The organism is Haloprofundus halophilus (assembly GCF_003439925.1).
Taxonomy (GTDB): domain Archaea; phylum Halobacteriota; class Halobacteria; order Halobacteriales; family Haloferacaceae; genus Haloprofundus; species Haloprofundus halophilus.
In genome coordinates this window covers 90656-115037 of sequence record NZ_QQRR01000001.1, presented here as the reverse complement: position 1 = coordinate 115037, position 24382 = coordinate 90656, and the positions used below count along the sequence as shown (strand labels likewise).

General features: G+C 67.4%; 29 protein-coding genes. 16 read left to right on the top strand and 13 right to left on the bottom strand.

The window, feature by feature from the left end; all coding sequences use genetic code 11:
* Window positions 1–128: 128 nt before the first annotated feature.
* Entirely contained in the window at window positions 129–902 is a 774-nt protein-coding gene (locus DV709_RS00575) for an SDR family NAD(P)-dependent oxidoreductase (protein WP_117591041.1), read from the top strand.
* An 11-nt stretch (window positions 903–913) separates the two neighbouring features.
* On the opposite strand, the gene DV709_RS00570 is transcribed toward DV709_RS00575, so the two are convergent.
* Window positions 914–1129: a hypothetical protein gene (locus DV709_RS00570; protein ID WP_117591040.1), complete on the bottom strand. Its 216-nt coding sequence runs from the start codon at window positions 1127–1129 to the stop codon at window positions 914–916.
* A gap of 93 nt (window positions 1130–1222) precedes the next feature.
* Here DV709_RS00570 and DV709_RS18280 point away from each other — a divergent pair, with 93 nt between their 5' ends.
* Complete coding sequence (locus DV709_RS18280) at window positions 1223–1357, top strand: YHS domain-containing protein (RefSeq protein WP_117591039.1); 135 nt, start codon at window positions 1223–1225, stop codon at window positions 1355–1357.
* Window positions 1358–1387: 30 nt separating this feature from the next.
* Here the strand turns inward: DV709_RS18280 and DV709_RS00560 are convergent, their stop codons facing one another.
* From DV709_RS00560 to dph2, 7 genes are all read right to left on the bottom strand, one after another.
* The gene (locus DV709_RS00560; RefSeq protein ID WP_117591038.1) at window positions 1388–2998 is read right to left on the bottom strand and encodes a hydantoinase B/oxoprolinase family protein; all 1611 of its coding nucleotides are present in this window, start codon (window positions 2996–2998) and stop codon (window positions 1388–1390) included.
* Complete coding sequence (locus tag DV709_RS00555) at window positions 2995–5013, bottom strand: hydantoinase/oxoprolinase family protein (protein WP_117591037.1); 2019 nt, start codon at window positions 5011–5013, stop codon at window positions 2995–2997. Before DV709_RS00555 ends, DV709_RS00560 begins: the two co-directional genes overlap by 4 nt.
* Window positions 5014–6222, bottom strand: coding sequence for an Nramp family divalent metal transporter (locus DV709_RS00550; RefSeq protein ID WP_117591036.1), 1209 nt, complete (start codon window positions 6220–6222; stop codon window positions 5014–5016).
* Window positions 6223–6345: 123 nt separating this feature from the next.
* Complete coding sequence (locus DV709_RS00545) at window positions 6346–6915, bottom strand: ribbon-helix-helix protein, CopG family (protein ID WP_117591035.1); 570 nt, start codon at window positions 6913–6915, stop codon at window positions 6346–6348.
* A 46-nt stretch (window positions 6916–6961) separates the two neighbouring features.
* Window positions 6962–7504 (bottom strand): hypothetical protein, encoded by a 543-nt coding sequence (locus tag DV709_RS00540; protein WP_117591034.1) that lies wholly within the window; start codon window positions 7502–7504, stop codon window positions 6962–6964.
* 68 nt (window positions 7505–7572) lie between these two features.
* Window positions 7573–8115, bottom strand: coding sequence for a hypothetical protein (locus DV709_RS00535; protein WP_117591033.1), 543 nt, complete (start codon window positions 8113–8115; stop codon window positions 7573–7575).
* Window positions 8116–8184: 69 nt separating this feature from the next.
* Window positions 8185–9231 carry a diphthamide biosynthesis enzyme Dph2 gene (gene dph2 / locus DV709_RS00530; RefSeq protein ID WP_117591032.1) on the bottom strand — a complete coding sequence of 349 codons (1047 nt, stop codon included), beginning with the start codon at window positions 9229–9231 and terminating at the stop codon, window positions 8185–8187.
* 303 nt (window positions 9232–9534) lie between these two features.
* Between dph2 and DV709_RS00525 the strand changes: the two genes are divergently transcribed.
* From DV709_RS00525 to DV709_RS00515, 3 genes are all read left to right on the top strand, one after another.
* Window positions 9535–9726 (top strand): hypothetical protein, encoded by a 192-nt coding sequence (locus tag DV709_RS00525; protein ID WP_117591031.1) that lies wholly within the window; start codon window positions 9535–9537, stop codon window positions 9724–9726.
* 83 nt (window positions 9727–9809) lie between these two features.
* On the top strand, window positions 9810–10466 hold the full coding sequence (locus DV709_RS00520) for an alpha/beta hydrolase (RefSeq protein WP_117591030.1): 657 nt from the start codon (window positions 9810–9812) through the stop codon (window positions 10464–10466).
* 33 nt (window positions 10467–10499) lie between these two features.
* Window positions 10500–10916 (top strand): HIT family protein, encoded by a 417-nt coding sequence (locus DV709_RS00515; protein WP_117591029.1) that lies wholly within the window; start codon window positions 10500–10502, stop codon window positions 10914–10916.
* A gap of 42 nt (window positions 10917–10958) precedes the next feature.
* On the opposite strand, the gene DV709_RS00510 is transcribed toward DV709_RS00515, so the two are convergent.
* Window positions 10959–11981: a sodium:calcium antiporter gene (locus DV709_RS00510; protein WP_117591028.1), complete on the bottom strand. Its 1023-nt coding sequence runs from the start codon at window positions 11979–11981 to the stop codon at window positions 10959–10961.
* A 116-nt stretch (window positions 11982–12097) separates the two neighbouring features.
* Between DV709_RS00510 and DV709_RS00505 the strand changes: the two genes are divergently transcribed.
* From DV709_RS00505 to DV709_RS00495, 3 genes are all read left to right on the top strand, one after another.
* Complete coding sequence (locus tag DV709_RS00505; protein ID WP_117591027.1) at window positions 12098–12472, top strand: YlbF family regulator; 375 nt, start codon at window positions 12098–12100, stop codon at window positions 12470–12472.
* Window positions 12473–12795: 323 nt separating this feature from the next.
* On the top strand, window positions 12796–13425 hold the full coding sequence (locus tag DV709_RS00500; protein ID WP_117591026.1) for a MinD/ParA family ATP-binding protein: 630 nt from the start codon (window positions 12796–12798) through the stop codon (window positions 13423–13425).
* Window positions 13426–13444: 19 nt separating this feature from the next.
* On the top strand, window positions 13445–14071 hold the full coding sequence (locus DV709_RS00495; protein ID WP_117591025.1) for an RAD55 family ATPase: 627 nt from the start codon (window positions 13445–13447) through the stop codon (window positions 14069–14071).
* Between the two features lie 23 nt (window positions 14072–14094).
* On the opposite strand, the gene DV709_RS00490 is transcribed toward DV709_RS00495, so the two are convergent.
* Both DV709_RS00490 and DV709_RS00485 read right to left on the bottom strand, forming a co-directional pair.
* Window positions 14095–14343 carry a hypothetical protein gene (locus DV709_RS00490; protein ID WP_117591024.1) on the bottom strand — a complete coding sequence of 83 codons (249 nt, stop codon included), beginning with the start codon at window positions 14341–14343 and terminating at the stop codon, window positions 14095–14097.
* Between the two features lie 57 nt (window positions 14344–14400).
* Complete coding sequence (locus DV709_RS00485; RefSeq protein WP_117591023.1) at window positions 14401–15402, bottom strand: FKBP-type peptidyl-prolyl cis-trans isomerase; 1002 nt, start codon at window positions 15400–15402, stop codon at window positions 14401–14403.
* Between the two features lie 201 nt (window positions 15403–15603).
* On the opposite strand from DV709_RS00485, the gene cyaB reads away from it, so the two are divergent.
* Entirely contained in the window at window positions 15604–16161 is a 558-nt protein-coding gene (gene cyaB, locus DV709_RS00480; RefSeq protein ID WP_117591022.1) for a class IV adenylate cyclase, read from the top strand.
* A gap of 18 nt (window positions 16162–16179) precedes the next feature.
* On the opposite strand, the gene DV709_RS00475 is transcribed toward cyaB, so the two are convergent.
* Entirely contained in the window at window positions 16180–17349 is a 1170-nt protein-coding gene (locus tag DV709_RS00475; RefSeq protein ID WP_117591021.1) for an ABC transporter permease, read from the bottom strand.
* Between the two features lie 113 nt (window positions 17350–17462).
* Here DV709_RS00475 and DV709_RS00470 point away from each other — a divergent pair, with 113 nt between their 5' ends.
* The 6 genes from DV709_RS00470 to DV709_RS00450 all read left to right on the top strand — a co-directional run bounded on the left by DV709_RS00470 (window position 17463) and on the right by DV709_RS00450 (window position 22802).
* Entirely contained in the window at window positions 17463–18431 is a 969-nt protein-coding gene (locus tag DV709_RS00470) for an ABC transporter permease (protein ID WP_117591020.1), read from the top strand.
* Window positions 18432–18566: 135 nt separating this feature from the next.
* Window positions 18567–19772, top strand: a complete 1206-nt coding sequence (locus DV709_RS00465) for a methionine adenosyltransferase (RefSeq protein WP_117591019.1) — start codon at window positions 18567–18569, stop codon at window positions 19770–19772.
* Window positions 19773–19860: 88 nt separating this feature from the next.
* Window positions 19861–21036: a tRNA sulfurtransferase gene (locus DV709_RS00460; RefSeq protein ID WP_232819709.1), complete on the top strand. Its 1176-nt coding sequence runs from the start codon at window positions 19861–19863 to the stop codon at window positions 21034–21036.
* 61 nt (window positions 21037–21097) lie between these two features.
* Window positions 21098–21550, top strand: coding sequence for a DUF5804 family protein (locus tag DV709_RS00455; RefSeq protein WP_117591018.1), 453 nt, complete (start codon window positions 21098–21100; stop codon window positions 21548–21550).
* Window positions 21547–21696, top strand: a complete 150-nt coding sequence (locus DV709_RS17520) for a hypothetical protein (protein ID WP_157972613.1) — start codon at window positions 21547–21549, stop codon at window positions 21694–21696. Before DV709_RS00455 ends, DV709_RS17520 begins: the two co-directional genes overlap by 4 nt.
* A gap of 50 nt (window positions 21697–21746) precedes the next feature.
* Window positions 21747–22802, top strand: a complete 1056-nt coding sequence (locus DV709_RS00450; RefSeq protein WP_157972612.1) for a Kelch repeat-containing protein — start codon at window positions 21747–21749, stop codon at window positions 22800–22802.
* Between the two features lie 26 nt (window positions 22803–22828).
* Here the strand turns inward: DV709_RS00450 and DV709_RS00445 are convergent, their stop codons facing one another.
* Complete coding sequence (locus tag DV709_RS00445) at window positions 22829–23836, bottom strand: PLP-dependent cysteine synthase family protein (RefSeq protein WP_117591016.1); 1008 nt, start codon at window positions 23834–23836, stop codon at window positions 22829–22831.
* 160 nt (window positions 23837–23996) lie between these two features.
* On the opposite strand from DV709_RS00445, the gene DV709_RS00440 reads away from it, so the two are divergent.
* On the top strand, window positions 23997–24380 hold the full coding sequence (locus DV709_RS00440) for a TlpA family protein disulfide reductase (RefSeq protein ID WP_117591015.1): 384 nt from the start codon (window positions 23997–23999) through the stop codon (window positions 24378–24380).
* The last annotated feature ends 2 nt before the right edge of the window (window positions 24381–24382 follow it).

Below are 24382 nucleotides of genomic sequence, written 5' to 3'. Positions count from 1 at the left end.
AGGGACGTACCACGAGTTATCGCAAGAAAGTTGGTCGGCCCGGGAGCGCGTGGCTCCGGTCGGAGACTCCCGGGTGGAGTGACGGCCACGCTGTCACCTTTATCAATCCGGCAGCCGTGGGTTCTGTCATGTCTACGGACAGGTTCAGCGTCGCCGGACAGACCGCCATCGTCACCGGGGCGTCGAGCGGCATCGGGAAGGCAATCGCCGAGGAGTTCGCCGACGACGGCGCGAGCGTCGTCGTCTGCTCGCGCGAGCAGGGCAACGTCGAACCGGTCGCAGAGGGAATCCGCGAATCGGGCGGTAACGCGCTGGCCGTCGAGTGCGACGTCACCGACCGCGACGCCGTCGAAGCGCTCGTGGAGGCGACCGTCGAGGAGTTCGGCGGCGTCGACACGCTCGTCAACAACGCGGGCGCGTCGTTCATGTCCTCGTTCGAGGACATCTCGCCGAACGGCTGGAACACCATCGTCGACATCAACCTCACCGGGACGTTCCACTGCACGCAGGTCGCCGGCGAGCACATGCGCGAGAACGGCGGCGGCAGCGTCGTCAACCTCGCCAGCGTCGCCGGACAGCAGGGGTCGCCGTACATGAGCCACTACGGCGCGGCGAAGGCGGGCGTCATCAACCTCACCACCTCGCTGGCGTACGAGTGGGCCGACCACGACGTGCGCGTCAACTGCATCGCCCCCGGGTTCGTCGCCACGCCCGGCGTCGAGAGCCAGATGGGCGTCTCCGGCGACGACATCGAGCGCGACGAGGTGAAGCGACGTATCGGCCTCAGCGAGGAAATTGCTGACATTGCACAATTTTTGGCCGCGCCCGCCTCCTCGTACGTCGTCGGCGAGACCGTCACCGCCCGCGGCGTCCCCGACGTGATGGAGACGCCGGACGTCTGAGTCGGGGCCGGTCAGTCAGGTTGGTTCGTCTCGTCGTCGCCGACGAGCGAGTCGACGACTCTGAACAGTAGGTAGAACGGCAGTAACGGGAACGTCAGCACGGCGATGAGCACGCCGATGATGCCGCCGACGAGTCCCATCTCCGCGTCCGGGGTGAAGTTTCGCTGTCGGGAAATCTGATTCTCCTCGTCGCTCGGTTGGTCGTTGTCGGGTGGCGCGCGGGACACGTTCGAACGTCGGGACCGCGAACGGTTGGCTTCCGACGTGGAGAATACAAGCGGACGAACGAGGGACGTGGCGGCAGTCGGTTCGAACGAACCATGGCGATGTGTCCAATCTGCGAGTCGCTGATCGACGAGCACAACCCGCCCACGCAGGGCCACTACCAGGGCGAGACGTACTACTTCTGCAGCGTCGAACACCAGTCGGAGTTCGAAGACGAACACGTCCAGTGAGCGAGGGTTCGGGGGTCGCCCGTCCGCGGGCTACTCGCTCGTTTTCTCGTCCGTTCGGTCGCGCTCTCGGGCCTCTGGGTCGCGGTCGTCGGGGTCGCCGTAGCCGCCGCCGCCCGGCGTGCGGACGGTGACCGTCGTCCCCGCGGAAATCTCCCGGGTCGTCTTCGCCGGGACGGCCTCGCCATCGACGAGGTTCTCGCCGACCGCGCCCGGTCTCCCGCCGGCGACGCCCGCCGGAGCGGTGCGTCGGCGCTCGGTCAGAAGCGAGACGGTGGCGTCGACGCCGACGGTGACGGCGCGTTCGACGCCGAGGCCGCCGCGGAACTGGCCGTCGCCGCCGCTGTCGGGCCGGAGCGCGTAGCGTTCGACCCGGAGCGGGTACTCGGCCTCCATCGCCTCGACCGGCGTGTTCAGCGTGTTCGTCATCCCGACCTGGACGCCGTCCATCCCGTCCTTCGTCGGACGCGCGCCGAACCCGCCCGCGATAGTCTCGTAGTAGGTGAACCCGCCGGCCTCGCGGTTGCCGAGGATGAGGTTGTTCATCGTGCCCTGTCCCTGCGCGGGGACGCGGTCGGGGGCGGCGTCGGCGAGCGCAGTGAGGACTACGTCGGTGACGCGCTGACTGGTTTCGACGTTGCCGCCGACGACGGCCGCGGGCGGCACGGGGTTCAGCAGCGAGCCCTCGGGCGCGGTGACCGAGATGGGGTCGTAACAGCCCTGGTTCGGTGGGATGTCCGGGTCGGTCACCGCGCGGACGACGAAGTAGACCGCGCTCTTTGCGACCGCGAGCGGCGCGTTGACGTTGCCCGCGACCTGGTCGGCGGTGCCCGAGAAGTCGACGCGAACCTCGCTTCCCTCTATCTCGACTTCGACTTCGATTGGCACGTCGTCGTCGGTGATTCCGTCGCCCTCCATCGCGTCGACGGCGCGGTACGTACCGTTGGGGAGGTCGGCGAGTTCGCTCGTGATGCGCTGGCGGGAGTAATCGATGACCGCGCCGAAGGCGGCGAGGAGGCGTTCGCGGCCGTGCTCGGAGGCGAGGTCGGAGATGCGGGACTGCGCGCGGTCGTTGGCGGCGATCTGCGCGCGGAAGTCCGCGCGGCGCTCGCTCGGACTGCGGACGTTCGCCAAGAGGAGGCTCATCACGTCGTCGACGACCTCGCCCTCGGAGACGAGTCGGACGGGCGGCAGGCGGAGGCCCTCCTGGAAGATTTCGCGCGCGCCGGCGGGCATGCTCCCGGGCGTCATCCCGCCCACGTCGGCGTGGTGGGCGCGCGAGACGGCGTAGCCGAGAATCTCGCCGTCGACGGCGACCGGCGAGACCATCGTCACGTCCGGCAGGTGCGTGCCGCCCTCGAACGGGTCGTTGAGGACGAACACGTCGCCCGGTTTCGGATTTCGGTCGAGGATGGTCGCGACCGAGGCGGGCATCGCGCCGAGGTGGACCGGGATGTGCTCGGCCTGCGCGACGAGTCGTCCCTCGGCGTCGAACAGCGCCGTCGAGCAGTCGCGGCGCTCCTTGATGTTCGGCGAGTACGCCGAGGTGATGAGCACCTGTCCCATCTCCTCGGCGACGCCCTCCAACTGGTTGCGAAGGATTTCGAGCGTCACCGCGTCGATTTCGGCGTCGGGAGAGCTCACAGACCCTCACCTCCCTTCGTCAGGACGACGGTGCCGTCGGCCTCGACCTCGCCGGACCACCCGGGCGGGACGACGGCGGTGCTCTCGTCCTGTTCGAGAATCGCGGGGCCGTCGAACGTCGCACCGACGCCGAGCGCCTCGCGGTCGTAGACGGTCGTCTCGGAGAACTCGCCACCGCCGTCGAGTCCGAAGAACGCCTCTCGCGTCCCGCGAACCGGGTCGCCCGCACCCTCGTAATCGACCGACAGCGGGTCGCGTTCGACCGTCGCCGTCAGCCGGAGGTTGACGAGTTCGACGGGGTCCGAGAGCGTGTAGCCGTACGCCTCCTCGTGCGCCGCGGTGAAGCGTTCGGCGACCGCCTCGGCGTCGAACTCGTCGCCGACGGGGACGGAGAGCTCGAAGCTCTGGCCGACGTAGCGGAGGTCGGCGACGCGGTCGATACTCGCGGCGTCGGGCGCGGAGACGTCGGCCAACACGTCGGCGCGGAGGTCGTCGTACGCCGATTCGACGTGGTCGGGGTCCACGTCGGCAAGCGAGGTCCGGACGGTCCGGACCGAGTCGTGTTTCTCGTCGGCCGCGAGGAGCCCGTACGCCGAGAGCACGCCGCAGGCGCGCGGGACGACGACCGTTTCGACGCCCAACTCGTCGGCGAGCGCGGCCGCGTGCATCGGCCCCGCACCGCCGAAGGCGGCGAGCGCGAACTGCCGGGGGTCGTGGCCGCGTTCGACGGTGATAGTTCGGATGGCGCGAGTCATGTTCGCGTTGGCGACGCGGTAGACGCCCCGCGCGGCGGCGAGCGCGTCGGGCAGGTCGGCGTCGTCGGCGAGGGCGGAGAGCGCGTCGCGGGCGGCGTCGACGTCGAGCGAGAGTTCGCCGCCGAGGGCGGTGTCCCCGCCGATGTAGCCGAGCACGACGTTCGCGTCGGTGACGGTCGGCTTCTCGCCGCCGCGACCGTACGAGGCCGGTCCGGGGTTCGCGCCCGCCGACTCGGGGCCGACACGGAGCGCGCCGCCGGCGTCGACCCACGCGACGCTCCCGCCGCCCGCGCCGACGGTGTGCACGTCGACCATCGGCACGCGGATGGGGTGGCCGTTTATCTCGGCGTCGGTGGTCCGTTCGACCTCGCCGTCGCGGACGAGGCTCACGTCGCTGGAGGTGCCGCCCATGTCGAAGGTGACGAGGCCGCGCAGCGACTCGGCCGCTTCGACGGTCGCCCCCGCGCCGACGACGCCCGCGGCGGGTCCGGAGAGCGCCGTCGTCACCGCGTGCTTTCGCACCGTCTCGGCCGACGCGATGCCGCCGTTCGACTGCATGATTCGCGGCGTCGGGACGCCGGCGTCGCTCGCGCGCTCTTCGAGACGGCCGACGTAGGCGTCGATGGCCGGTGTGACGTAGGCGTCGACGACGGTCGTCGAGGTTCGCTCGTACTCGCGGAACTCCGCGAGCACCTCGTGGGAGACCGAAATCGGGACGTCGAGTTCCTCGCGGAGTACGTCGGCGACGGCCTGCTCGTTCTCCGGGTGCGCGTACGCGTGAAGGAGCGAGACGGCGACGCTCTCGGCTCCCGCGGCCTCGATGTCACCGGCGAGGTCGCGGATTTCGTCGGCGTCGACGGCGCGTTCGACCCCGTCGGCGGTCGCGCGCTCGTCGACCTCGAAACGGCGACGACGGGGGACGAGCGGGTCGGGGAGTTCGGCGTCGAGGTCGTAGAGGCTCGGACGGTTTTGGCGTCTGATTTCGAGCACGTCGCGGAAGCCCTCGGTGGTGACGAGCGCCGTCTTTGCACCGTTCGATTCGAGCAGCGCGTTGACCGAGACGGTCATCGCGTGCGAGAACACGTCGAGCGCCGCGGGGTCGAGGTCGGCCTCCGCACAGGCTTTCTCGATGCCCGCCATCACGCCGACGCTCTGGTCGTCGGTGCTGGGAACTTTCGCGGTGACGAGCGACCCGTCGTCGGTCAGGAGGACGACGTCGGTGAACGTGCCGCCCACGTCGACGCCGACGTGCGAGGGCACTCAGAGCACCCCCGCGACTTCGAGCAGCGTTCGGATACCGAGCCAGACGACGATGGCGGTGACGATACCACCGAGGACGTTCTGTTCCGTGCCGTTCGTGTACTCGCCGAGGAGTGTGTCCGAGTTCATCGCGACGATGAGGAAGATGGCGACGATAGGGAGTAAGATTCCGTTAACGACCTGCGCGAAGACGATGATCTCGACCGGACTCCCGCCGAGCAGCACCGCCGAGACGCCGACAGCGAGGATAACCGCCCAGACCGCGCGGAACTTGGTGTCCGAGAGGTCCGACTCCCAGCCGAGCGCTCCCGCGGTGGCGTAGGCGCCCGCGAGCGGGGCGGTCGTCGCGCTCGTGAACCCAGCGGCGAACAGGCCGATGCTGAAAAAGAGCGTCGCGTACGGGCCGGCGATGGGTCGGAGCTGTTCGGCCATCCGGCCGACGTCGGTGATTTCGGTGCCGACGGGGAACGCGGCGGCGGCCGTCACGAGGATGGCGATGGTGATGACGCCGCCGACGACGATGGAGAGCACCGTGTCGGTCCGGCACTCGGCGAGTTCAGCGGGGCCGGCCCACCGCTCTTGGACGTTGCTCGCGTGCAGAAAGAGGTTGTAGCCGACGACCGTCGTCCCGATGAGCCCGGTGATGAGAAACAGCGACCCCTCGGGGACCGCCGGGACGAACCCGAGCGCGAGCGCGCCGAGGTCGGGGCCGATGAGCACCGCCGAGGCGAGAAACGAGAACGCCATCAACGCGACGAGCCCGACGAGCACCCGCTCGATGAGTTCGTACTTCCCCGTGTAGAGCAGCGCGCCGGCGACGAGGCCTATCAGGATGCCCCACCACGTCGCGCTCACGCCGGTTATCGTCTCCAGCCCCGCCGCGCCGCCGAGAATATTCCCAGCTTCGTAGGCGGCGGTACCGATGCCGATGGCCGAGACGACGAGGACGATGGTGGCCCACTTCGCGACCTCGTTGTCGAACTGGTTACGCAACGCCTCGCCGAGTCCCTCGCGAGAGACGAGCCCCAGTCGGGCGCTCATCTCCTGGAGGACGATCGTCGCGACGATGGAAAAGAGGATAGTCCAGACGAGCGCGTAGCCGAACTCCGCGCCGGTGACGCTCGCGGTCGTTACCGTCCCGGGGCCGATGAACGCCGCGGCGACCATCGCACCGGGACCGATGGTTTTCAGTCTGTCTACGAGTGACATATGTGCTGTATTCACACACTTCTCGCTCACGGCAAAAGGGTTGTTGAGACCGGTGAACACCGAATACGCGGCCCGTGTGAACAGGTATGAACGACCGTGCAGTCTCGACAGCCGTCGCGTCGCTCAGCCGCCGGAACCCCGCGTCTCGGTCAACAACACCTTCGACACGCCCTCGTTGATGGTGAGGTCGAACGAGAGGTTGGTGGTGGAGCGGTCGATGAACCCGAGCATGAACCACTTGACCGATTCGGAGGGAAAGACGACGTGGTAGGTGCGACGCTCCGTGCCGCCTTCGGTCCGCCGAACCGTGAGGAAGCCGCAGAACGAGAGCCAGTCGAGCAGCTCGCCGAGCGAGTCGAAGCGCCGTTCGTACTCGTGGGCGTGGTAGTCGGCGACGCGGTTGGCGGCCGCGAGGAACTCCGGGTCGGGCGTGCCGTCCTCGGCTTCGACGTGGTCGAGAAAGCAGTGCAGGAAGTCCACGTCCAGCAGGACGTGTTCGCCCGACGAGAGCATCTGGTGGTACGCTTCGAGATTGGGCCCGGCGTCGGCGGTCGCCGCCTCGAAGTTCGCGGCGTAGAACGTCAGCGCTCGGCGGACGACCTCGCTTCGCGACGTGTCGGTCCGACCGACCAGGTCGCCGAGCGCCGCCTCCGCCTCGTCGTCGAGCGAGATCGTCAACCGGTTCGTCGGCATGCCCTCCGCTACGAGCGGCCGGGGGTAAAGCTGTTTCTTCGGTATTTCACCGACCGTCGCGGAACTCGTTGACCACCGCGCCGCCGCCGATCATCCCGAGGACGAAGTTCACGAGGCCGCCCAGAATCGGGACGAGGCCGATGAGCGAGACGATGATGACGCCGACAACCAGTGCCTTGAACAGGCTGTCGTCGACTGCGCCGCCCGCGACGAGCATCCCGAGGGTCACAGCCACGATGACGTTCCCGACGATACCGAGGACCAGCAGTGCGGGAATCGTGACGATCATCGTGATGATGAGGATGGAGGCGACCAGCAGTCCGATGAACGCGATAAGTCCCCAGATGAACGACGAGACGGGGTCGTCGCGGACTCGGGCGGAGGTCCGTCGGAGGTAGTCCGGCGCGACGGCGACGACGATGCCGCCGATGACGAGGTTGAGTGCTAACGAGGCGACGAAAGTCAGAATCGGCGAGATTTGCGGCGGGCTGGGAGTCGAGGGCGGTTGCTGGGCGGCGGCGACGCCCGCCAACGCGGCGAGCGCGACGGTGGCCGACCCCGCGACGCGGAGAGTGCGTTTGGAGACCATACCAGTGAGAATGAACAACGCCATGAAATGTTTTGGGGTTGAGTGCCGGCGTCGCTCGGTACTCGCCTTCAGCGACCGTCGCGGAACTCGTTGACCATCGCACCAGCACCCATCATTCCGATGACGAAGTTCACCACGAGACCGAGAATCGGAATCTGGCTGACGAGCGTGACGACGAGGAGGCCGACGACGAGCGGCTTGAGTAGACTGTCGTCGACGCCACCGCCTACGATGGCCATCCCGATACCCACGCAAGCGATGATGTTCCCGACGATACCGAACACCAGCATCGCGGGAATCGTGACGACCATCGTGATGATGAGGACGGAACCGACTACCAGAACGACGAACGCGAGAAGGCCCCAGAGGAACGTCGAGGCGGGGTCGTCGCGGAAGCGGGCGGAGGTCCGCCGGAGGTAGTCCGGTACGAAGACGACGAGGAGGCCGCCGACGAGAAGGTTGAAAACGAACGACCCGCCGACGGCGACGAGCGGCGAAAACCGGGGCGTACTCGGGGGCGAGGGCACTTGCTGTGCGGCGACGACGCCCGCCAGCGCGACGAGCGTGACGGTGGCCGACCCCGCGACTCGGAGAACGCGTTTGGAGACCATAGCGGAGGGACAGAGCAGATACGTGAAAAGATTGTGGAGAGACGACCGCCGGCGACGACTACGCCGACCTCACCACGTGCCGTGGAACGTGTCGAACTCCAGATTTTCGAGCGGTTCGTTGCCGACGGCGATTTCGTACTCGCCGGGGGTCAGCATCGGCTTGTGGAAGCGCGGGCCGTCGTCGGTGGTGATGCGCGGACAGCCGGTGTTGACGAACGCGTCCATGTTGAAGTTGCGCAGGCGGTCCGGCGTGACTTCGTCCATCGTGATGAGGTAGGCGTTCTCGTTGTTCTCGACTATCTCCTGGGCTTTCTCCCAGCGACCCTGCCCGATTTTGGTGCAGAAGATGACGCCCCACTTGTCGGCGTCCATCGCGCGGTGGACCGCGCCGTAGCGCTGCTTGAGGAACTTCTCCGTGTCCGCGATAGTGACGACGTTGTTGACGGGGTCAGCGATGACGACGTTCTTGTCGGGGTGTTCCATCGCCAGGCCGAGCGGGTGGAACTTCCCGCCGCCGACGTACAACACCTGGTCGGCGTCGATGTCCGCGGAGGCGTAGTTGCAGCCGAGCACCTGCCCCTCGTGGGTGAGTCGGTCGTCGCCGCGGCGGGTGTGGACCTCGAAGCCGCGCTCCTCGAGCCACTCGCACATGTCCTCGAAGAGGTTCATGTGCTGGGCCGTCGTCACGAGGCCGACGTCGGGGTTCTCCTCGGGGTCGTCGAGTTCCTCCAGCGACTCCTCCATGATGGGGAAGGGGTCGACGTTCGAGAAGAGGGGAACGTAGATTATCTTGTCCGACTCCTTCATCGGCGAGTGGCCGAAGTGGACGAACACGTCGGTCCGGCGCATCAGGTAGGTGTCGAGGTCGCACGCGCCGTAACACGGCTGCCCCGAGAGCAGAAACGTCACGTCGTCGTCGCAGAGCTCTCGGAGGTCGTCGGCGACGGCCGGGCCGCGGCGCTTGAGACCTTCGGGGAACTGCAGGCCGACTTTCGTCGCGTCGCGCTCCTCGATCTCGTCGATGATGCGTTCGAGTTCGTAGTCCCACTCGCGGTCGTGGCGGAGGGCCATGCCCGTGTTCCTGAGGTCCCCCTCGGAGTAGGCGTCCTGGCTCATTGGCCTCTCTTGCGCGTCGGGACGTTTAACCTCGGCGTTTCTGGGATTCGCCGCGTAGCGGCTTCGACGTCGCTCGGCGGACGAGAAGTCGACACCGCGGGAGTTCCGCGGCCGTTCGTCGAGTCGCCGGAGCGAGCGTGTGCGGGTCGCCCCGTCGCGGGTACCTCGGGCACGTATCGGAGAACGACCTCGGTCGGTTTCGGATGTGCCGCCGCCCCGAGACCTCGACACAGTCACCGTCGGCGTGTCGTCGGGGGGACGCCGCACCGTGGTAATCATGCGTCTGCGTGTCGTAGTCGGTGTATGTCCGCGGAACCGGTTCGATGCCCCGACTGCGAAGCCGATATCGAAACGACCGACGACCTCGAACACGACCACGAAGTCGCCGAACTCGAACTCGACGACGCGGTCGACCCGCCGCGCGTGATTCTCGGCGCGGGGACCAGAGACCTCTGGCGCTGCAAGAACTGCGGGCGAGTCCTCGGCGTCAACTAACGTCCCGAGACGCACGGCGAACGGTACCGGTTACGTCGGCGTCACTCCCCGTTTAAAGACCGACGAGGCCATACGTGGGGCCGATGGCCGACCTGCCACTGGAACACGTACACGTCGAACCCGCCGTATCGAGCGACGGCCCCGCGCCCGCCGTCTTCGTTCTCCACGGACGGGGTGCCGACGAAGAGGACCTGCTTCCCGTCGCCCAGCAGTTGCCCGACACGCTACACGTCGTCAGCCTCCGGGCACCCGACCGGTTGATGGGCGGGTACACGTGGTACGAACTCGACATGTCCGGGGGCGGCCTCCACCAGAGCCAACCGCACGCAGAGGAGTTCCGCCGGAGCCTCGACCTCGTATCGGAGAGCGTCGACGCCGCGGTCGAGGCGTACGACCTCGACGCGGGGAACCTCGGACTGCTCGGCTTCAGCCAGGGGTCCATCACGAGTCTCGCGCTCCTCTTGGAGAACCCCGAGCGATTCGCGTGGGTCGTCGCGCTGCACGGCTACCTCGCGGAGTCGCACGCGGAGCTCGAACCGTCCGGACTCACCGGAAAGCCGGTGTTCGTCGGGGCGGGAAGCGCCGACCAGATAATCCCCGCGGCGCGCGCCGAGGCGGCCGCAGAGCGCCTGAAAGAACTCGGCGCGGACGTCTCGTTCTCGGTGTACCGAGTGGGTCACGGCGTCGGTCAGGACGAACTCCGCGACCTCGCCGAGTTCGTCGAGAACCGACTGTCGTAACGCTCAATTACTCTGCTCCGAATCGTTGCGGCGATGCCCTGCCCGTTCTGTGCGGTCGTCGACGGCGACGCTCCCGGAGTCGTCCTCGACGAACGCTCCGAGTCGCTCGTCGTCGTCCCTCGAACGCCGGAGACGCCGGGACACGTGCTCGTCGTCACCCGAGACCACTATCGGAGTCTCTTCGACGTGCCAGAGGAAGTGCTCTCGGACGTCACGGAGCACGCTCGGGACGTCTCGCATCGCCTGCAGACGGCCGGTTACGACGGCGTCAACCTACTACACGCCAGCGGCGAGGCCGCCCAGCAGTCGGTGCCCCATTTCCACATCCACCTCGCGCCGCGTCGAGACGGCGACGGCTACGACCTCTGGCCCGCCTCGAACCAGTGGGACGGAACGAACCAGCACGGCGTGTACGACGAACTCCACGCGGTGCTCGGCGACGAGAGATAGCGAGTCGAAGCGTCGCGTGTTCGAAATTCCGAACGTCGACAGCTAGACCCCGGGGACGAACGAGGTCACCCCGGCCGTCTCGGCGACCATCCATCCGACGAACGAGAGGTAGGTCGTGAGCAACACCGTCGCTTCGCCGTCGGTCAGTTCGAGGTCGGTCCGCATCGCGGTGAACAGCACGACGGTGGCCACCGTCAGAAAGCCCATCATCGGCACGGCCGCGCCGTAGTTGAACTCGACCGTACCCACGATGAGAACGCCGACCGGAACGGCGACGAGTAGGTCGAAGATGTTGCTTCCGAGGACGTTTGCGAGGCTCGTCACGCCGCGGTCGTCGCGGGCGGCGCGGACGCTGACGAGCGTGTCGGGGAGGCTGGTCCCGGCGGCGACGACGGTGAGACCCCAGAGGTACTCCGGCGTGCCGAACACGTCGGCGAAGCCGCGAGCGGCGTGGACCAACCCCTCGACGGAGACGACGACGATGACGAGACTCGCCGCCAGCAGCGCCCACTGCTTGCCGACGTCGACGGTTCCACCGGGCGACGGCGGGTCGTAGTCGGCGGTGTCCTGGTACTGGATGAAGATGTACAGCCCGTAGAGCAGGATGGGCAGGAGCGCCATCGGTCGCGTGACGGTGGTGACGAGTCCGCCGGCGTCGGTGACCGGCCTCGGCGAGTAGATGACACCGAAGGAGAACACCAACAGCAACACGGCGACCGAGAGCATGTAGAACTGCGCCTCCTTGTACACCACGTTGCGGTCGGCTTCGAGGCGGTCCGAGAACAGCGTCGCCACCGCCGGGATGACGAGGACGTTGAAGATGGCCGACCCCACGATAGCGCCGACGCCGAGGCCGAACGAGTCGTGCAGAACCGTCGAGAGAACCACGCTCGCCAGTTCCGGGAAGCTCGACCCGACGGCGACGACGACGGCCCCGTGGACGGCGGGCGGGAGGCCGTAGTGCTCCGAGAGTTGCTCGCTGGAGGATTCGAGCAGGTCGCTGCCGTACCAGACGACGGCCGTGGAGACGGCGGCGAGCCCGAGCAGAGAGAGCGCAGACTGCATCGTCCGAGCGTTCTCGGTCGACCGGATATAACCCGGTGGTACGATCGTCGATTCCGGTGAGCGCCGTCCGGTCGGCTATTCGGCAGGCCTAAACCGCTCCGGTTCCAAGCGCGCCCATGAGCATCGAGACGGCGCGGACGGACGAACTCGGCCGCGAACTCGGCGACGCCATCGCGGCCCTCCCCGAGTACGAAGCGTTCGAAGACGCGAAAGCCGCGGTCGAGGACGACGACGAGGTCCAAGCCCAGATTTCGGAGTTCGAGCAGCTCCGCGAGGAGTTCATGGTCGCGCGTCAGATGGGCGAGGCGAACCAACAGCAGCTACAGAAAGTCCAGCGCGCCCAGCAGGAACTGCACTCGCTGCCGACGATGGCCGAGTATCTCGAAGCGCAGGAGGAGCTCCAGAGCCGCCTCGAAGAGATCAACAGGGCGATTTCGGAGCCGCTCGCCGTCGACTTCGGCGGCGAGGCCGGCGGCTGCTGTCACGACTAAGCACCCACCTTTTACGCTGCGTGAGGGCGCAAAGCGCCCTCACTCGGTAAAAGCTGGACCAAAAGCATTCGTCAGTCGCTTCTTCGCCGCTCACTTCGTTCGCGGCGATTCCGCTCCTTCCTCAGCCCGCTCGCTCGGCCTCTCGGCCTCGCTCGCGGTACAACGACGGGTTCGACTGTCCGCGCCGCAACCGCCTTCACCGCTATCCGCCACAGCACCGCCTCCGTCATCACCCATCACAGCACCGCCTCCGTCGTCGCCCACCACAGCACCACTCCACCACCGTCCGAACGTTCAAATCCGAGAGCGCGGCCAGAGTCCGTATGCTCGCAATCGCTGGCGGGAAAGGTGGCTGCGGAAAGACGACGACGACGCTCGGGGTGGCGACGGCGCTCGACGGCGAAGTGCTCGTCGTCGACGCCGACCGGGATATGCCGAACCTCCACGCGCTCGCGGACGTACCGCGCGAACCGACCGTCGCGGACGTGAGCGACGACGCGCTGGCGATTGCGCACGAGTCGTCGGGTGGACTGTCGGTGCTCCCGGCCGCACCGGGCGGTCCCGACGGCGACACCGCGACGCAACTCGCCCGAGTCAAGTCGGCGGATGCGGCGACGCTCGTCGACTGCCCGGCCGGAGCGGGACCGGACGCCGCCGGACCGCTGCGCGTCGCCGACGCGGCGCTGTTGGTGACGACGCTCTGCGCGCCCGCGCTGCGCGACACGGCGAAGACGGCGGCGATGGCGCGCGCGCTCGGGACGCGGGTGGTCGGCGTCGTGCTCAACCGAACGCGACTCGCTCCCGGGTCCGTCTCGGAGTTGTTCGACTGCCCCCTCCTCGCGGCGGTTCCGGAGTACGAGACGCCGTCGGAGTCGGTGCGTCGGACGAGCGGCGGACGGGCGGCGTACACCCGCGTGGCGAACGCGCTCTCTCGTGAGCAAGACATATTATGATTCACGTTCGTGGAACTGTATGGCAAGTAGGCTTCCGACCGGAATCACGGTGCTCGACCGCCAGTTAGGCGGCGGCATCCCGGCCGGAAGCATCGTCACGCTCGCGGCGACGCCGGCGAGCCAGTCGGAGTTACTGCTGTACGAACTGACGTCGACGCGCGGCACGCTGTACCTGACGACGGTTCGCTCCGACCAGGCGGTGCAGGACGCCCTCGACCGGGTGACGACCAGAGTCGGTCGCCCGACGGTGCGCGACATCGGCGGCGACGCGGCGCTGGACCACGCGAATCGACTCGTCCAGGCGCTTCCGGAGGGCGCGAACCTCATCATCGACGTCGTCGACGTACTGGAGCGCACCGATCCGACGCGCTACCGGAACTTCCTCAACGAGCTACAGACGCACGTGACGAACACCGGCGGCGTCGCCGTCTTACACGCGCTCGACGGTCGGTCGGTACCGGAAAACCGAGATATGACCGAGCACATGTCGGACGCCGTCTTCCAGTTGCAGACGCAGGTGAAAGGCTCCGAAATCGAGAATCGACTGGCGATTCCGAAGTTCCGCGGCGGGCGGGCGTTAGAGGAGACTATCAAACTGCGGCTGACCGAGGAGGTCACCATCGACACCAGCCGCGACATCGCCTGAGCGCCAACATCGCCTGAGCGGGTTCAAATCGCGTAGAAAACGGCCGCCGCCAGCGTCGCGGCGACGGTCACGACGTACCACGTCGTCGTCTCGCCGAGCGCCGTCTCCGAGAGCGCGTCTTTCGCGAACAGGTAGACGAAGTAGACGAAAAGCGGCAGGAGACGCACGAAGAGGTTCGCGTCGACACGCAGTCCGTAGCGGAGCGACAGCGAGAGACCGACGGTGCAAGCCGAGGCGACGGCGGCGACTTTCAGGTCGTCGGGGACGTCCATGCTGGTCAGTGACGCGTCGGGAGTAAAGAAATCGCGGATTCGCAGCGGACGGCGCGGTTAGTGGTCGTGATCGTGGTCGTGACCGTCGTCGCCTTCGGCTTCGAGTTCGTCGACGATCTCGTCGGCGTCGACGTCGACGTCGTCGAGGGCGTCTTCGATGTCGCCGGCACCCATGCCACCCATGCCGCCCATCATGCCGCCCATTCCGCCCATACCCATCCCGTCGATGGTCTCCTGGACGATGACGCGGTCGACGTCGAGTCGGGTCATGAGGTCCTGGGCGATCTGCTGCTTCGAGAACATCCACTGCTGGTTCATCGTCATCTGCGGCGTGGCCTCGATGTACAGCGTCTCCTTCTCCTCGGTGACGGTCTCGGTTTCGACCTCGTCGGGGTCGACGTCTTCGCCGCCTTCGAGCGGCATCTCCTCTTCGACCTCGTCGGTCTGGATCCAGAGCTCGGGGCTCTGCTGGAGGTACATGCCGAGCAGACCCTTCGCCTGCTCCTCGCGGTCGTCGACGACGTCGAGGATCTCGTACTCGTACTCGAGGTCGTCACCCGCCAGCGGGTGGTTGAAGTCGATGCGGGCGCGGCCGCCGATGATGGTCTCGATGTGGCCCTGCTCGCCGTCGACGTTGACGTGCGCGCCGGGGTAGCGGTCGTCCTCGGAGATCTTGTCCGCGCTCACCGTGCGGACGTTGTCGGAGTCGTACTCGCCGAACGCTTCGGCGGCGGGGACGTCGACGGTACCCTCGTAGCCGACCTCCTTACCGACGAGGTCGTCGTCGACGGCCTCGAACACGTGACCCGCGCCGACGATGACGACGCGCGGTTCGAAGTCGTAGTTCTCGGTGTCGATTTCGGCCTCTTCGGCCACTTCCTGGCTCGTCGTGTCGACGACGGTGTCGTCGTCTTTCGTCCGGACCGTGTAGGCCAGACGGACGAAATCGTCGTCCTGTACTCCGGAGCTCTCCCCTGTCTCCGTCTCGTCTTCGACGTCCTCGGGCGTGTCGGCGTCTACTGACTCGTCGGCCGATTCCGCCTGTTGTTCATCGCTCATGTAGGCTACGTCTCCCGTGCGCCCTATAAGAATCACGTTTCGTACCTGCGGAAGCGACTGCCTCCGGGACGAGAGGGTCGTGATACCGTTGCACTCGAGGACGTCGACGACCGCCGAGAAACGTCGACGACCGCCGAGACACCCGACGTGGCGTGCGAAGTGGACAGCCACGCTTTTGGGTCGCACCGTCGAGAATCGGCCATGTACGAGGTCGAACTGAAAGTCCGCGCCGACCACGACGATGTCCGAGAGCGACTCGCGGCGCTCGACGCGGAGGAACTCGGCGGCGTCGCGCAGGCTGACACCTACTACGACGCGCCGCACCGCGACTTCGCCGAGACCGACGAGGCGCTCCGCATCCGGCGGGAGCGTCGCACCGACGCGATGGCCGACGAAGACGCCGCGGAGACGGCGAAAGTGACCTACAAGGGGCCGCTCGTCGAGAGCGAGTCGAAGACACGCGAAGAGTTCGAGACGGGCGTCGACGACGGCGAGACGATGGCGAACGTCCTCGACGGCCTGGGCTTCGAGCCTGCGGCCGTCGTCGAAAAGGAGCGCACGTACTTCGGCGTCGACGAGTACACTGTCGTCCTCGACGACGTGGAGGGACTCGGCGAGTTCGTCGAGGTCGAACGCGAGGCCGAGGAGTCGGCACTCGAAACGGTTCGCGACGGCGCGGCGGCAGTGCTTCGGAGACTCGATTTGGACTCCGACGACCAGATTCGGACCTCGTACCTCGGGTTGTTGCTCGAAACGTAGGAGTGAACGATAGCCGGGTCAGGCGTCGAGCACGTCCTGTAGCGCGTCGCCGAAGACGCTGAGCGAGACGACGGTGAGCGTCAGAAACACCACCGGTATCGTCGAGATCCACCACGTCACCGTCGGAGTGCCCTGCGTCCCGCGCGCGATGGTCTCACCCCATGACAGCAGCGTCATGTCGTTGAGGTTCATGAAGGAGATCGCCGCCTCGACGAGGACGAGCAACGGTATCTGACGCGTCGCCGCGACGACCACCGTCTCGCGGACGTGCGGGAGGATGTGGTGTCGGACGATGTTCCATCGCTTCACTCCGGCGCTCCGGGCGGCGACGACGAACGGCTCCTCGCGCAGCGACAACACCTCGCTGCGGACGACGCGGGCGACGCCGCCCCACCCCAGCAGACCGAACACCAGCAGGAAGAGAAACAGACTCCGGCCGAAGACGTAGATGGCGATGAGGTAGACGACGAACGCCGGGAGCGTCTGTTGGATATCGACGTAGCGCATCGTCAGCGTGTCGACCCACCCGCCGAGATAGCCCGCCGACACGCCGACGACGGTGGCGATGGGGACGACGAACATCGACGTGACGAAGCCGATGACGACGGCGACGCGCATCCCCTCGACGACGAGCGAGAACATGTCTCGACCGTACGGTCCCGTTCCGAGCGGGTGCCGGAGCGACCCCCGACACAGGCCCTCCGTGGTCGGTCCCACACAGTTCGAGACGATGTACTCGGAAGCGCCGAACCCGACCGGCGGTTGGAGCACACGCGCCGGGTCTGCTGCGGAGTCGAACACGAGCGGACCGACGAGGCCGAGGACGAAGACGACGAGGAGATAGCCGAAGCTCACGACGGCGAGGCGGTTCTGTCGGAGTCGACTCCAGTAGCGGGCGGTTCGCTCGCGGTCGGTCCAGAGCGGCGCGACGACGAACAGGGCGAATCCGGCGAGCGAGGTGGCGAAGAGGAGGTCGACGACGGTCGGCCGCCACCCGGCGACGAGCGGTGCGTCCGCCGAGAGCACCAGCGAATCGTACGCGTAGACGGTGACGAGGACGACGGTTGTGGCGACGAACGCGGCGGTGTTCCGCGACGGGTCGTCGGCGCCGAACCCCGGTCGAAGGCCGCGGAGACGGGGAAAACGCGGGGTGTTGGAGAGATCCGACGAGTCGTCGCTCGGAGGCATGTCAGACGACTGTCGCCGCAAGAGGCATAAACCATGCTGAACGATGCTGATGAAGTGATGCGACTCGCCCGCGACGAACGGACGCGACGAACGCCCGCGACGCCAGACCGACGATGACTGACTGGCCGCGAGTCGCCGCCCGTCTCGGATTTGCGTTCTTCACCGTCTACCTCGTCGTCTCGGTGACGTTCGCCGTCGTCGTACTCACCAACGACCCGAACACCGCCGCAGTGCGGTGGGGCGTCGCCGCGGGCGGAGGAGACGCCGCTGCCCAACAAGCCGCCGTCGACGCGTATCGGGAAGCGCGAAACCTCGACGGACCCGTTCTCGACCGGTATCTTCGGTGGATGACGGGCGTTCTAACGCTGGACTGGGGGCGGTCGTACAACCTGGGCGCACCGGTGACCGCGCTCATCGCCGAGCGAGCGCCGTACACGCTGTCGTATCTCGTTCCCGGTGTACTCGTTAGTGTCGCTGTCGGCGTCTCCGGCGGCGTGTTCGCGGCGTTCCGACACAACAGCCTCGTCGACCGGGTGGTGACCTCGCTGGCGTATCTCGGGTTCGGGGTGCCGTCGTTCTGGTTGGCGCTGGTGTTCATCGTCGTCGTCGGCCCCGCGCTGGGATGGAACACGGAATTCTCCACCGCGGAGGGCGCGTTGAGCGGCGAGAACCTTCGACGGTATCTGTTGCCGACGGCCGTGTTTGCAACCGGACTGACCGCCGGGCAGTTACAACACGCTCGCTCGCAGACGGTCATCCACCTGAATGCGACGTTCGTCCGTCTCCTCCGAGCGATGGGCGTCGGTCCACGCGGGACGGTGAAACACGTTCTACGAAACGCCGCCGTCCCGCTTCTGACGCTGTTCTTCTCGGACCTGCTGGGTATCGTCGTCGTCAGCGTCTACGTCGTCGAGTACGTCTTCGGTATCCCCGGCCTCGCCATGCTGAGTTACGACGCTATCTTCAACCGCGACCTTCCAGTGCTCTTAGGCACCACGTTCATCGTCGTGTTCGTCGGCGTCGTGAGCAACCTCGTTCAGGACATGGTGTACCCTCTCGTCGACCCGCGAATCGAGAAGTGAGCCGTTGGCGACGGGCGACGACCGCAGGTAGACCCGAGTGCGGACGGAGGCGGCAACTCACCGACGCCGCGATAATAACGCCCACGCCCGATTACTACCGCAAGTTATAGCATCTGCGGCGCAGAACGCCGAACAATGAGCGAGCGGAACATTCGGGTCGAGGGTATCGACCGACTCGCAGTCGAGGACCAGGAAGTCGAAATCGTCGAGCGGAAGGGTATCGGGCATCCCGATTCCATCTGCGACGGCATCGCCGAGAGCGTCTCGCGGGCGCTCTCGAAGCTGTATCTCGACCGGGTCGGGAAGGTGCTGCACTACAACACGGACGAGACGCAGTTGGTCGCCGGAACCGCCGCGCCCGCCTACGGCGGCGGCGAGGTCATCGAACCCATCTACATCCTCATCGTCGGCCGCGCGACCAAGGAGTACGAGGGCGAGAAACTCCCCGTCGGGTCGACGGCGCTTTCGGCCGCCCGCGAGTATCTCGACGAGAACATCCCGGAACTGGAGTACGGTCGCGACGTCGTCGTCGACGTGAAACTCGGCGAGGGCTCCGGCGACCTCCAGGACGTGTTCGGCGAAGAGGAAGTCCAGGTGCCCATGGCCAACGACACGAGTTTCGGCGTCGGCCACGCGCCGCTGACGGAGACCGAGAAGATCGTCCTCGCCGCCGAGCGCGAACTCAACGGCGCGTACGCCGCCGACCACCCCGAACTCGGCCCCGACGTGAAGATTATGGGCAAGCGCGAGGGCGACCGGATAGACATCACCGTCGCCGCCGCGATGGTCGACTCGTACGTCGCCGACCTCGACGCCTACGACGCCGCCGTCACCCGCGTCGAAGAGTTCGTCGCCGGTCTGGCCCGCGAACACACCGACCGCGAGGTCAACGTCGAGGTCAACACCGCCGACGACTACGAGGAGGGCTCGGTCTACCTCACCACCACGGGCACGAGCGCCGAACAGGGCGACGACGGCTCCGTCGGCCGCGGTAACCGCGCCAACGGCCTCATCACGCCGAACCGCCCGATGAGCATGGAGGCGACCAGCGGGAAGAACCCTGTCAACCACATCGGGAAGATATACAACCTGCTGTCGACCGAAATCGCGGAGAGCGTCGTCGCCGAGGTCGACGGGATTCGGGACCTGCAGGTCCGCCTCCTCTCGCAGATCGGCCGCCCCATCGACCACCCCCACGTCGCCGACGCGCAGGTCGTCACCGACGAGGGCGTCGCAGTCGCCGACATCCGCGCCGACGTCGAGGCCATTGTCGACCGCGAACTCGCGGACGTAACCGACGTGACGCGCTCGGTCATCGAAGGCGACATCTCGACGTTCTAAACCGCAGTCGAGGTTTTCTCCCTCTCGACCCGCGGCGAGGTGCGAACCCTCTTATCCTCCGCCCGGATAGCCTCGCGTAGTGGAATCCGTGGTCCCCGAACGCGACACCGTCGTCGTCTCCTACGGCGAGGTGGGCACGAAGAGCTCGAAAGTCCGCGGCCGGATGGAGCGAACGCTCGTCTCGAATCTCGAAGCGATGCTCGGTTCTCGCGGCGTCGACGCCGAGGTGGAGCGACAGTGGTCGCGGCCGCTGATTCGGGTCCAGGGCCCCGAGAGCATCGACGCTGCCGTCGACGCCGCGGCGGACACGTTCGGCGTCGTCGCCGCCCGGCCGGCCGTCACGTGCGTCCCCGAGCGAGAGACGCTCGTCGACGTGCTGGCGTCGATGGCCGACGGGCAGCGGAGCGACGAATCGTTCGCCGTCCGCGTCTCCCGCGCCGGGCCCAAAGACGCCCACGACTTTGGGAGTCGAGAGCTCGAACGCGTCGGCGGCGCGGCCATCGGGGAACGAACCGGCGCGCCGGTCGACCTCGATAGCCCCGACGTGACCTACCGGGTCGAAGCCCGCGAGGACGAGGCGTTCGTCTCGACGGAGGTGCGCGACGGGCCCGGCGGCCTGCCGCTCGGTACGCAGGGAGCGGCGGTCGCGCTGGTCAGCGGCGGCATCGACTCGCCCGTCGCGGCGTGGGAGGTGATGAAGCGGGGGTGCGTGGTCGTCCCCCTCTACGTCGACCTCGGCGAGTTCGGCGGGCCGGACCACGAGGCGCGGGCGGTGTCGACGATGCGTCGCCTCGCGGCGTTCGCGCCGGGGTTCGACGTTCGGCCCCGGGTGGTCTCGGCGGGCGACCTCGTGGCCGAACTCGCCGCCGAGGTGGGGGCGACGCGGATGCTGTCGCTCCGGCGGACGATGCTCCGAATCGGCGAGACGGTGGCGAGAGACGTGGGCGCACACGCCGTCGTCACCGGCGAGTCGCTGGGACAGAAGTCGAGTCAGACCGGCCCGAACTTCGCCGTCACCGACGCGGTCACCTCGCTTCCGGTGTATCGACCGCTCCTGACGCGCGACAAGTCCGACATCGTCGCCCAGGCGCGACGAATCGGGACGTACGACGACTCGACGCTTCCCGTCGGCTGCGAGCGCGTCGCGCCGTCGCGCCCAGAGACGAACGCGGCGCTCGCGGACGTGGAGGCCGCGGAGCCTGAGGGGCTGTTGCGGCGGGCCGAGGAGGCGGCCGCGGACGTTCGCACGGTGGAGTTCGACTAGCCGTCTCTGGAAACTGCCGCCGGACCGCAATCCCTTTAGCCGTAACCGGGGACGTACAGCCGTGACGCGGGTCTGTCTACTCGGCGCGCCCGAGGTGAACCTCCGATACGAGTTGCTGTCGCGCGACACCGCCCGCGCGGCGCTGTCGACGTACGCCCTCGGCGAACCGTACCGCAACAGCCTCGAACTGGAGACGGTGAGCGTCGGCGCGGCCGTCTCGCTTCTGAACGACCTCAACTGGTATCTCGTCCGGTTCGTCAACGAGGCGCTCGTCCAGTCGCCGAGCATCAGCGAGACGGAGTGGCTCTCGCGGAAGTTGGCGACCGCGGTCAGGGAAGGCGAGCTCCGACCCGAGGAGACCGACCGCTTCCTGAAGGTGTACGGCGTCGACGACGACGAACTGCTCGACCCCATGTTCCTCGCGCGCGTCGACGGACAGGTCCCCGAGTACGACCTCTACGACGTCGACGAGACGCTGACGGTGCGCGTGACCGAAGCCGAGTTCGGCGAGTGACCCGACTCGACCGACTCGACCGACTCGACCGACTCGACCGACTCGACCGACTCGACCGACTCGACCGACTCGACCAACTCGGCCGACTCGAATCCCCTGACCCACCGACGAGGAGACGCCCGTCTCTCGGCCTCGTATCCGGGTAAGCGCGACATAACCTTGGACGCGGTCTGTGTACTCTCGCCGAGAGCAAACCGTGAGCACGAACAGACGACGGTTCCTCCGACGCGGTACAGTGGCGGCGGCCCTCGCGCTCGCCGGGTGTACGGACCGGATAGGCGGCGCGGGCGGGACGCCGGCCTCCACCGAGCGACCGAACGAGACCGAGCAACCGGTGCAGACCGACACCCCGACGCGGGCGACGGCGAGCGCCGAGGAGACGAGTTGGACCGAACTGACGCCGATGCCCGGCCCCGAGCGGACGGAGGTGGAGTCGGTCGCGCTGGACGGCGAACTGTACGTCATCGGCGGCTACGTCCCCGACGGCGTCACCGGCGACGTCGCCGTCTACAACCCCGACGACGACGCCTGGCGCAGCGCCGCGGCGCTGCCGCAGGCGCTTCACCACGTTAAGGCGGTCGCCCACCGAGGGCGGATTCTCGTCTTCGGCGGCTACACCGAGGTGGAGAAGTCGGTGGCGACCACGTACGCCTATGACCCGCAGAGCGACTCGTGGGAGGAGCGCGCGCGGATGCCGACGGGGCGCGGCGCGCCGACGGCCGAACTCGTGAACGGGAAGGCGTACGTCGCCGGCGGGTACACGAAAGGCGGTCTCGGCGGGGGGCTCCGGGCGACGCTCGAAATCTACGACCCGCGGGCGGACAAGTGGTCGAAAGGCCCCGACATGCCGACGGCTCGAAACCACCTGACCTCGGGGACCGTCGGCGGAAAGCTGTACGTCGTCGGCGGCCGCGAGGAGTTCGGCGAGGAACTGAGCGCCAACGAGATGTACGACCCGGAGGCGAACGAGTGGACCGAGTTGACGCCGATGCCCTCCGAACGCGGCGGCGTCAACGGCGGCGCGATGGGCGGGAGGGTGTTCGTTCTCGGCGGCGAGAAGCCCGAGGGCACGCAAGCGACCATCGAGGCGTACGACCCCGAGAGCGACTCGTGGGAGCAGTACCCCGACATGCCGGAGGGGAGACACGGCCTCGGCGTCGCGGCCATCGACGGGCAGTTGTACGCCGTCTCCGGCGGTCCCGAACCGGGCAAGGAGTACTCCTCGACGCTGTGGCGACTGGCGGCGGAGTAGTCTCCGGTAGAGTCGGGACGGGGCGTTTACGGCGACCCGCCGTCGTCGAGGTCGGGACCGCCGTCGAACATCCCGGTCGACATGTAGCGCTCGCCGCTGTCCCAGAACACGGTGACGACGAGCGGGCAGTCGTCGTACTCGGCGGCTCCGCCGTCGGTCTCGATACGTCGTGACGCGGCGTCGGGCGCCTCCGGGCAGTTCAGTTCGGGCTGTGCGAGTCGTTCGGCGACCTGCTGGGCGGCGAGGTTCGACGCGCCGCTCGACTGGCCGACCAAGATTCCCTCCTCGCGGGCGAGACGGCGACACTCGGCCTCGGCGTCGTCGAGCGAGACCGTAATCACGTCGTCGAGGAGGTCCGTGTCGAGATTCGGGCTCACGAAGCCGGGACCCATCCCCTGGAAGCTATCGCCTTCGGGTTCTCTCCCGGAGAGGACGGCGCTGTCCTCGGGTTCGACGGCGACGATATCCATCTCGGGGAACTCCTCTCGGAGGCGTCGACCGATGCCCGACAGCGTGCCGCCGGTGCCGACACCGGCGACGAGCGCGTCGACCTCTCTCCCGTCGACCTGTTCGAGAATCTCCTCGGCCGTGGTTCGGTAGTGCGCCTCGGGGTTCGCTTCGTTCTCGAACTGGCGGAGTTGCACCATTCCCCGCTCCGCTTCGAGTTCGTCCGCGCGCTCTTTGGCGTCGGAGATGTCGCCGTCGACGAGTTCGAGATCCGCGCCGTAGGCCTTCATGATGCGGCGGCGCTCGGGCGATTTCGAACCGGGCATCACGATAGTGATGTCGTAGCCTTTCGCGGCGGCGACGACGGCTAAACCGATGCCGGTGTTCCCGCTCGTCGGTTCGACGAGTTCGTCGCCGGGCGAGAGCGTACCGTCGCGCTCGGCCGCTTCGACCATCGCCAGCGCCGGGCGGTCCTTCGCCGAGCCACCGGGGTTCTTCGACTCTATCTTCGCCGCCACCGTCGCGCCCTCCGGCGAGTCGAGCCGCACCAGCGGCGACCCGATAGTATCGAGGATGCTCGCGTCCATCGGCGTCGGGTAAGCGGTTGTGACGTAAACCGCTGGCGGACACCGGCAACGTTCGACGGCGTTTGTGGCGCGCGAATCCGCGAGTGGACTCCGAACGGTCGTGCGCGCAGAATCACCGCCAGCGAGTCGGTTAAAAAGCTCCGCTCCCAACGACCGGCCGATGAAACTGAACACGATGGAGCCGAACCCGACGTGGGGTCCCGCGGGCTACGAGGACGCCGTCGAGGCGCTCGGCCGAGCGGGGCTGACGTTCAAAGTGTGGGGCGGCGACTGGTGTAAAGACTGCCGTCAGCAACTCCCCGACTTCGCGGCGGCGCTGCGAGAGGCGGGCGTCCCCCGGGAGCACATCGAGCAGTTCCCGGTCGAGAAGGAGGAGGACGGAAGCAAGACGGGTCCGCAGGTCGAGGAGTACGACATCGAGTTCATCCCGACTATCGTCGTCGAAAAAGACGGGAGTGAGGTCGCTCGGTACGTCGAGGACGAATCGATCCCGGCCGCCGCGTATCTCGGCGAGCGACTCGAAGAGGCCGAGCAGACGGCCTAATC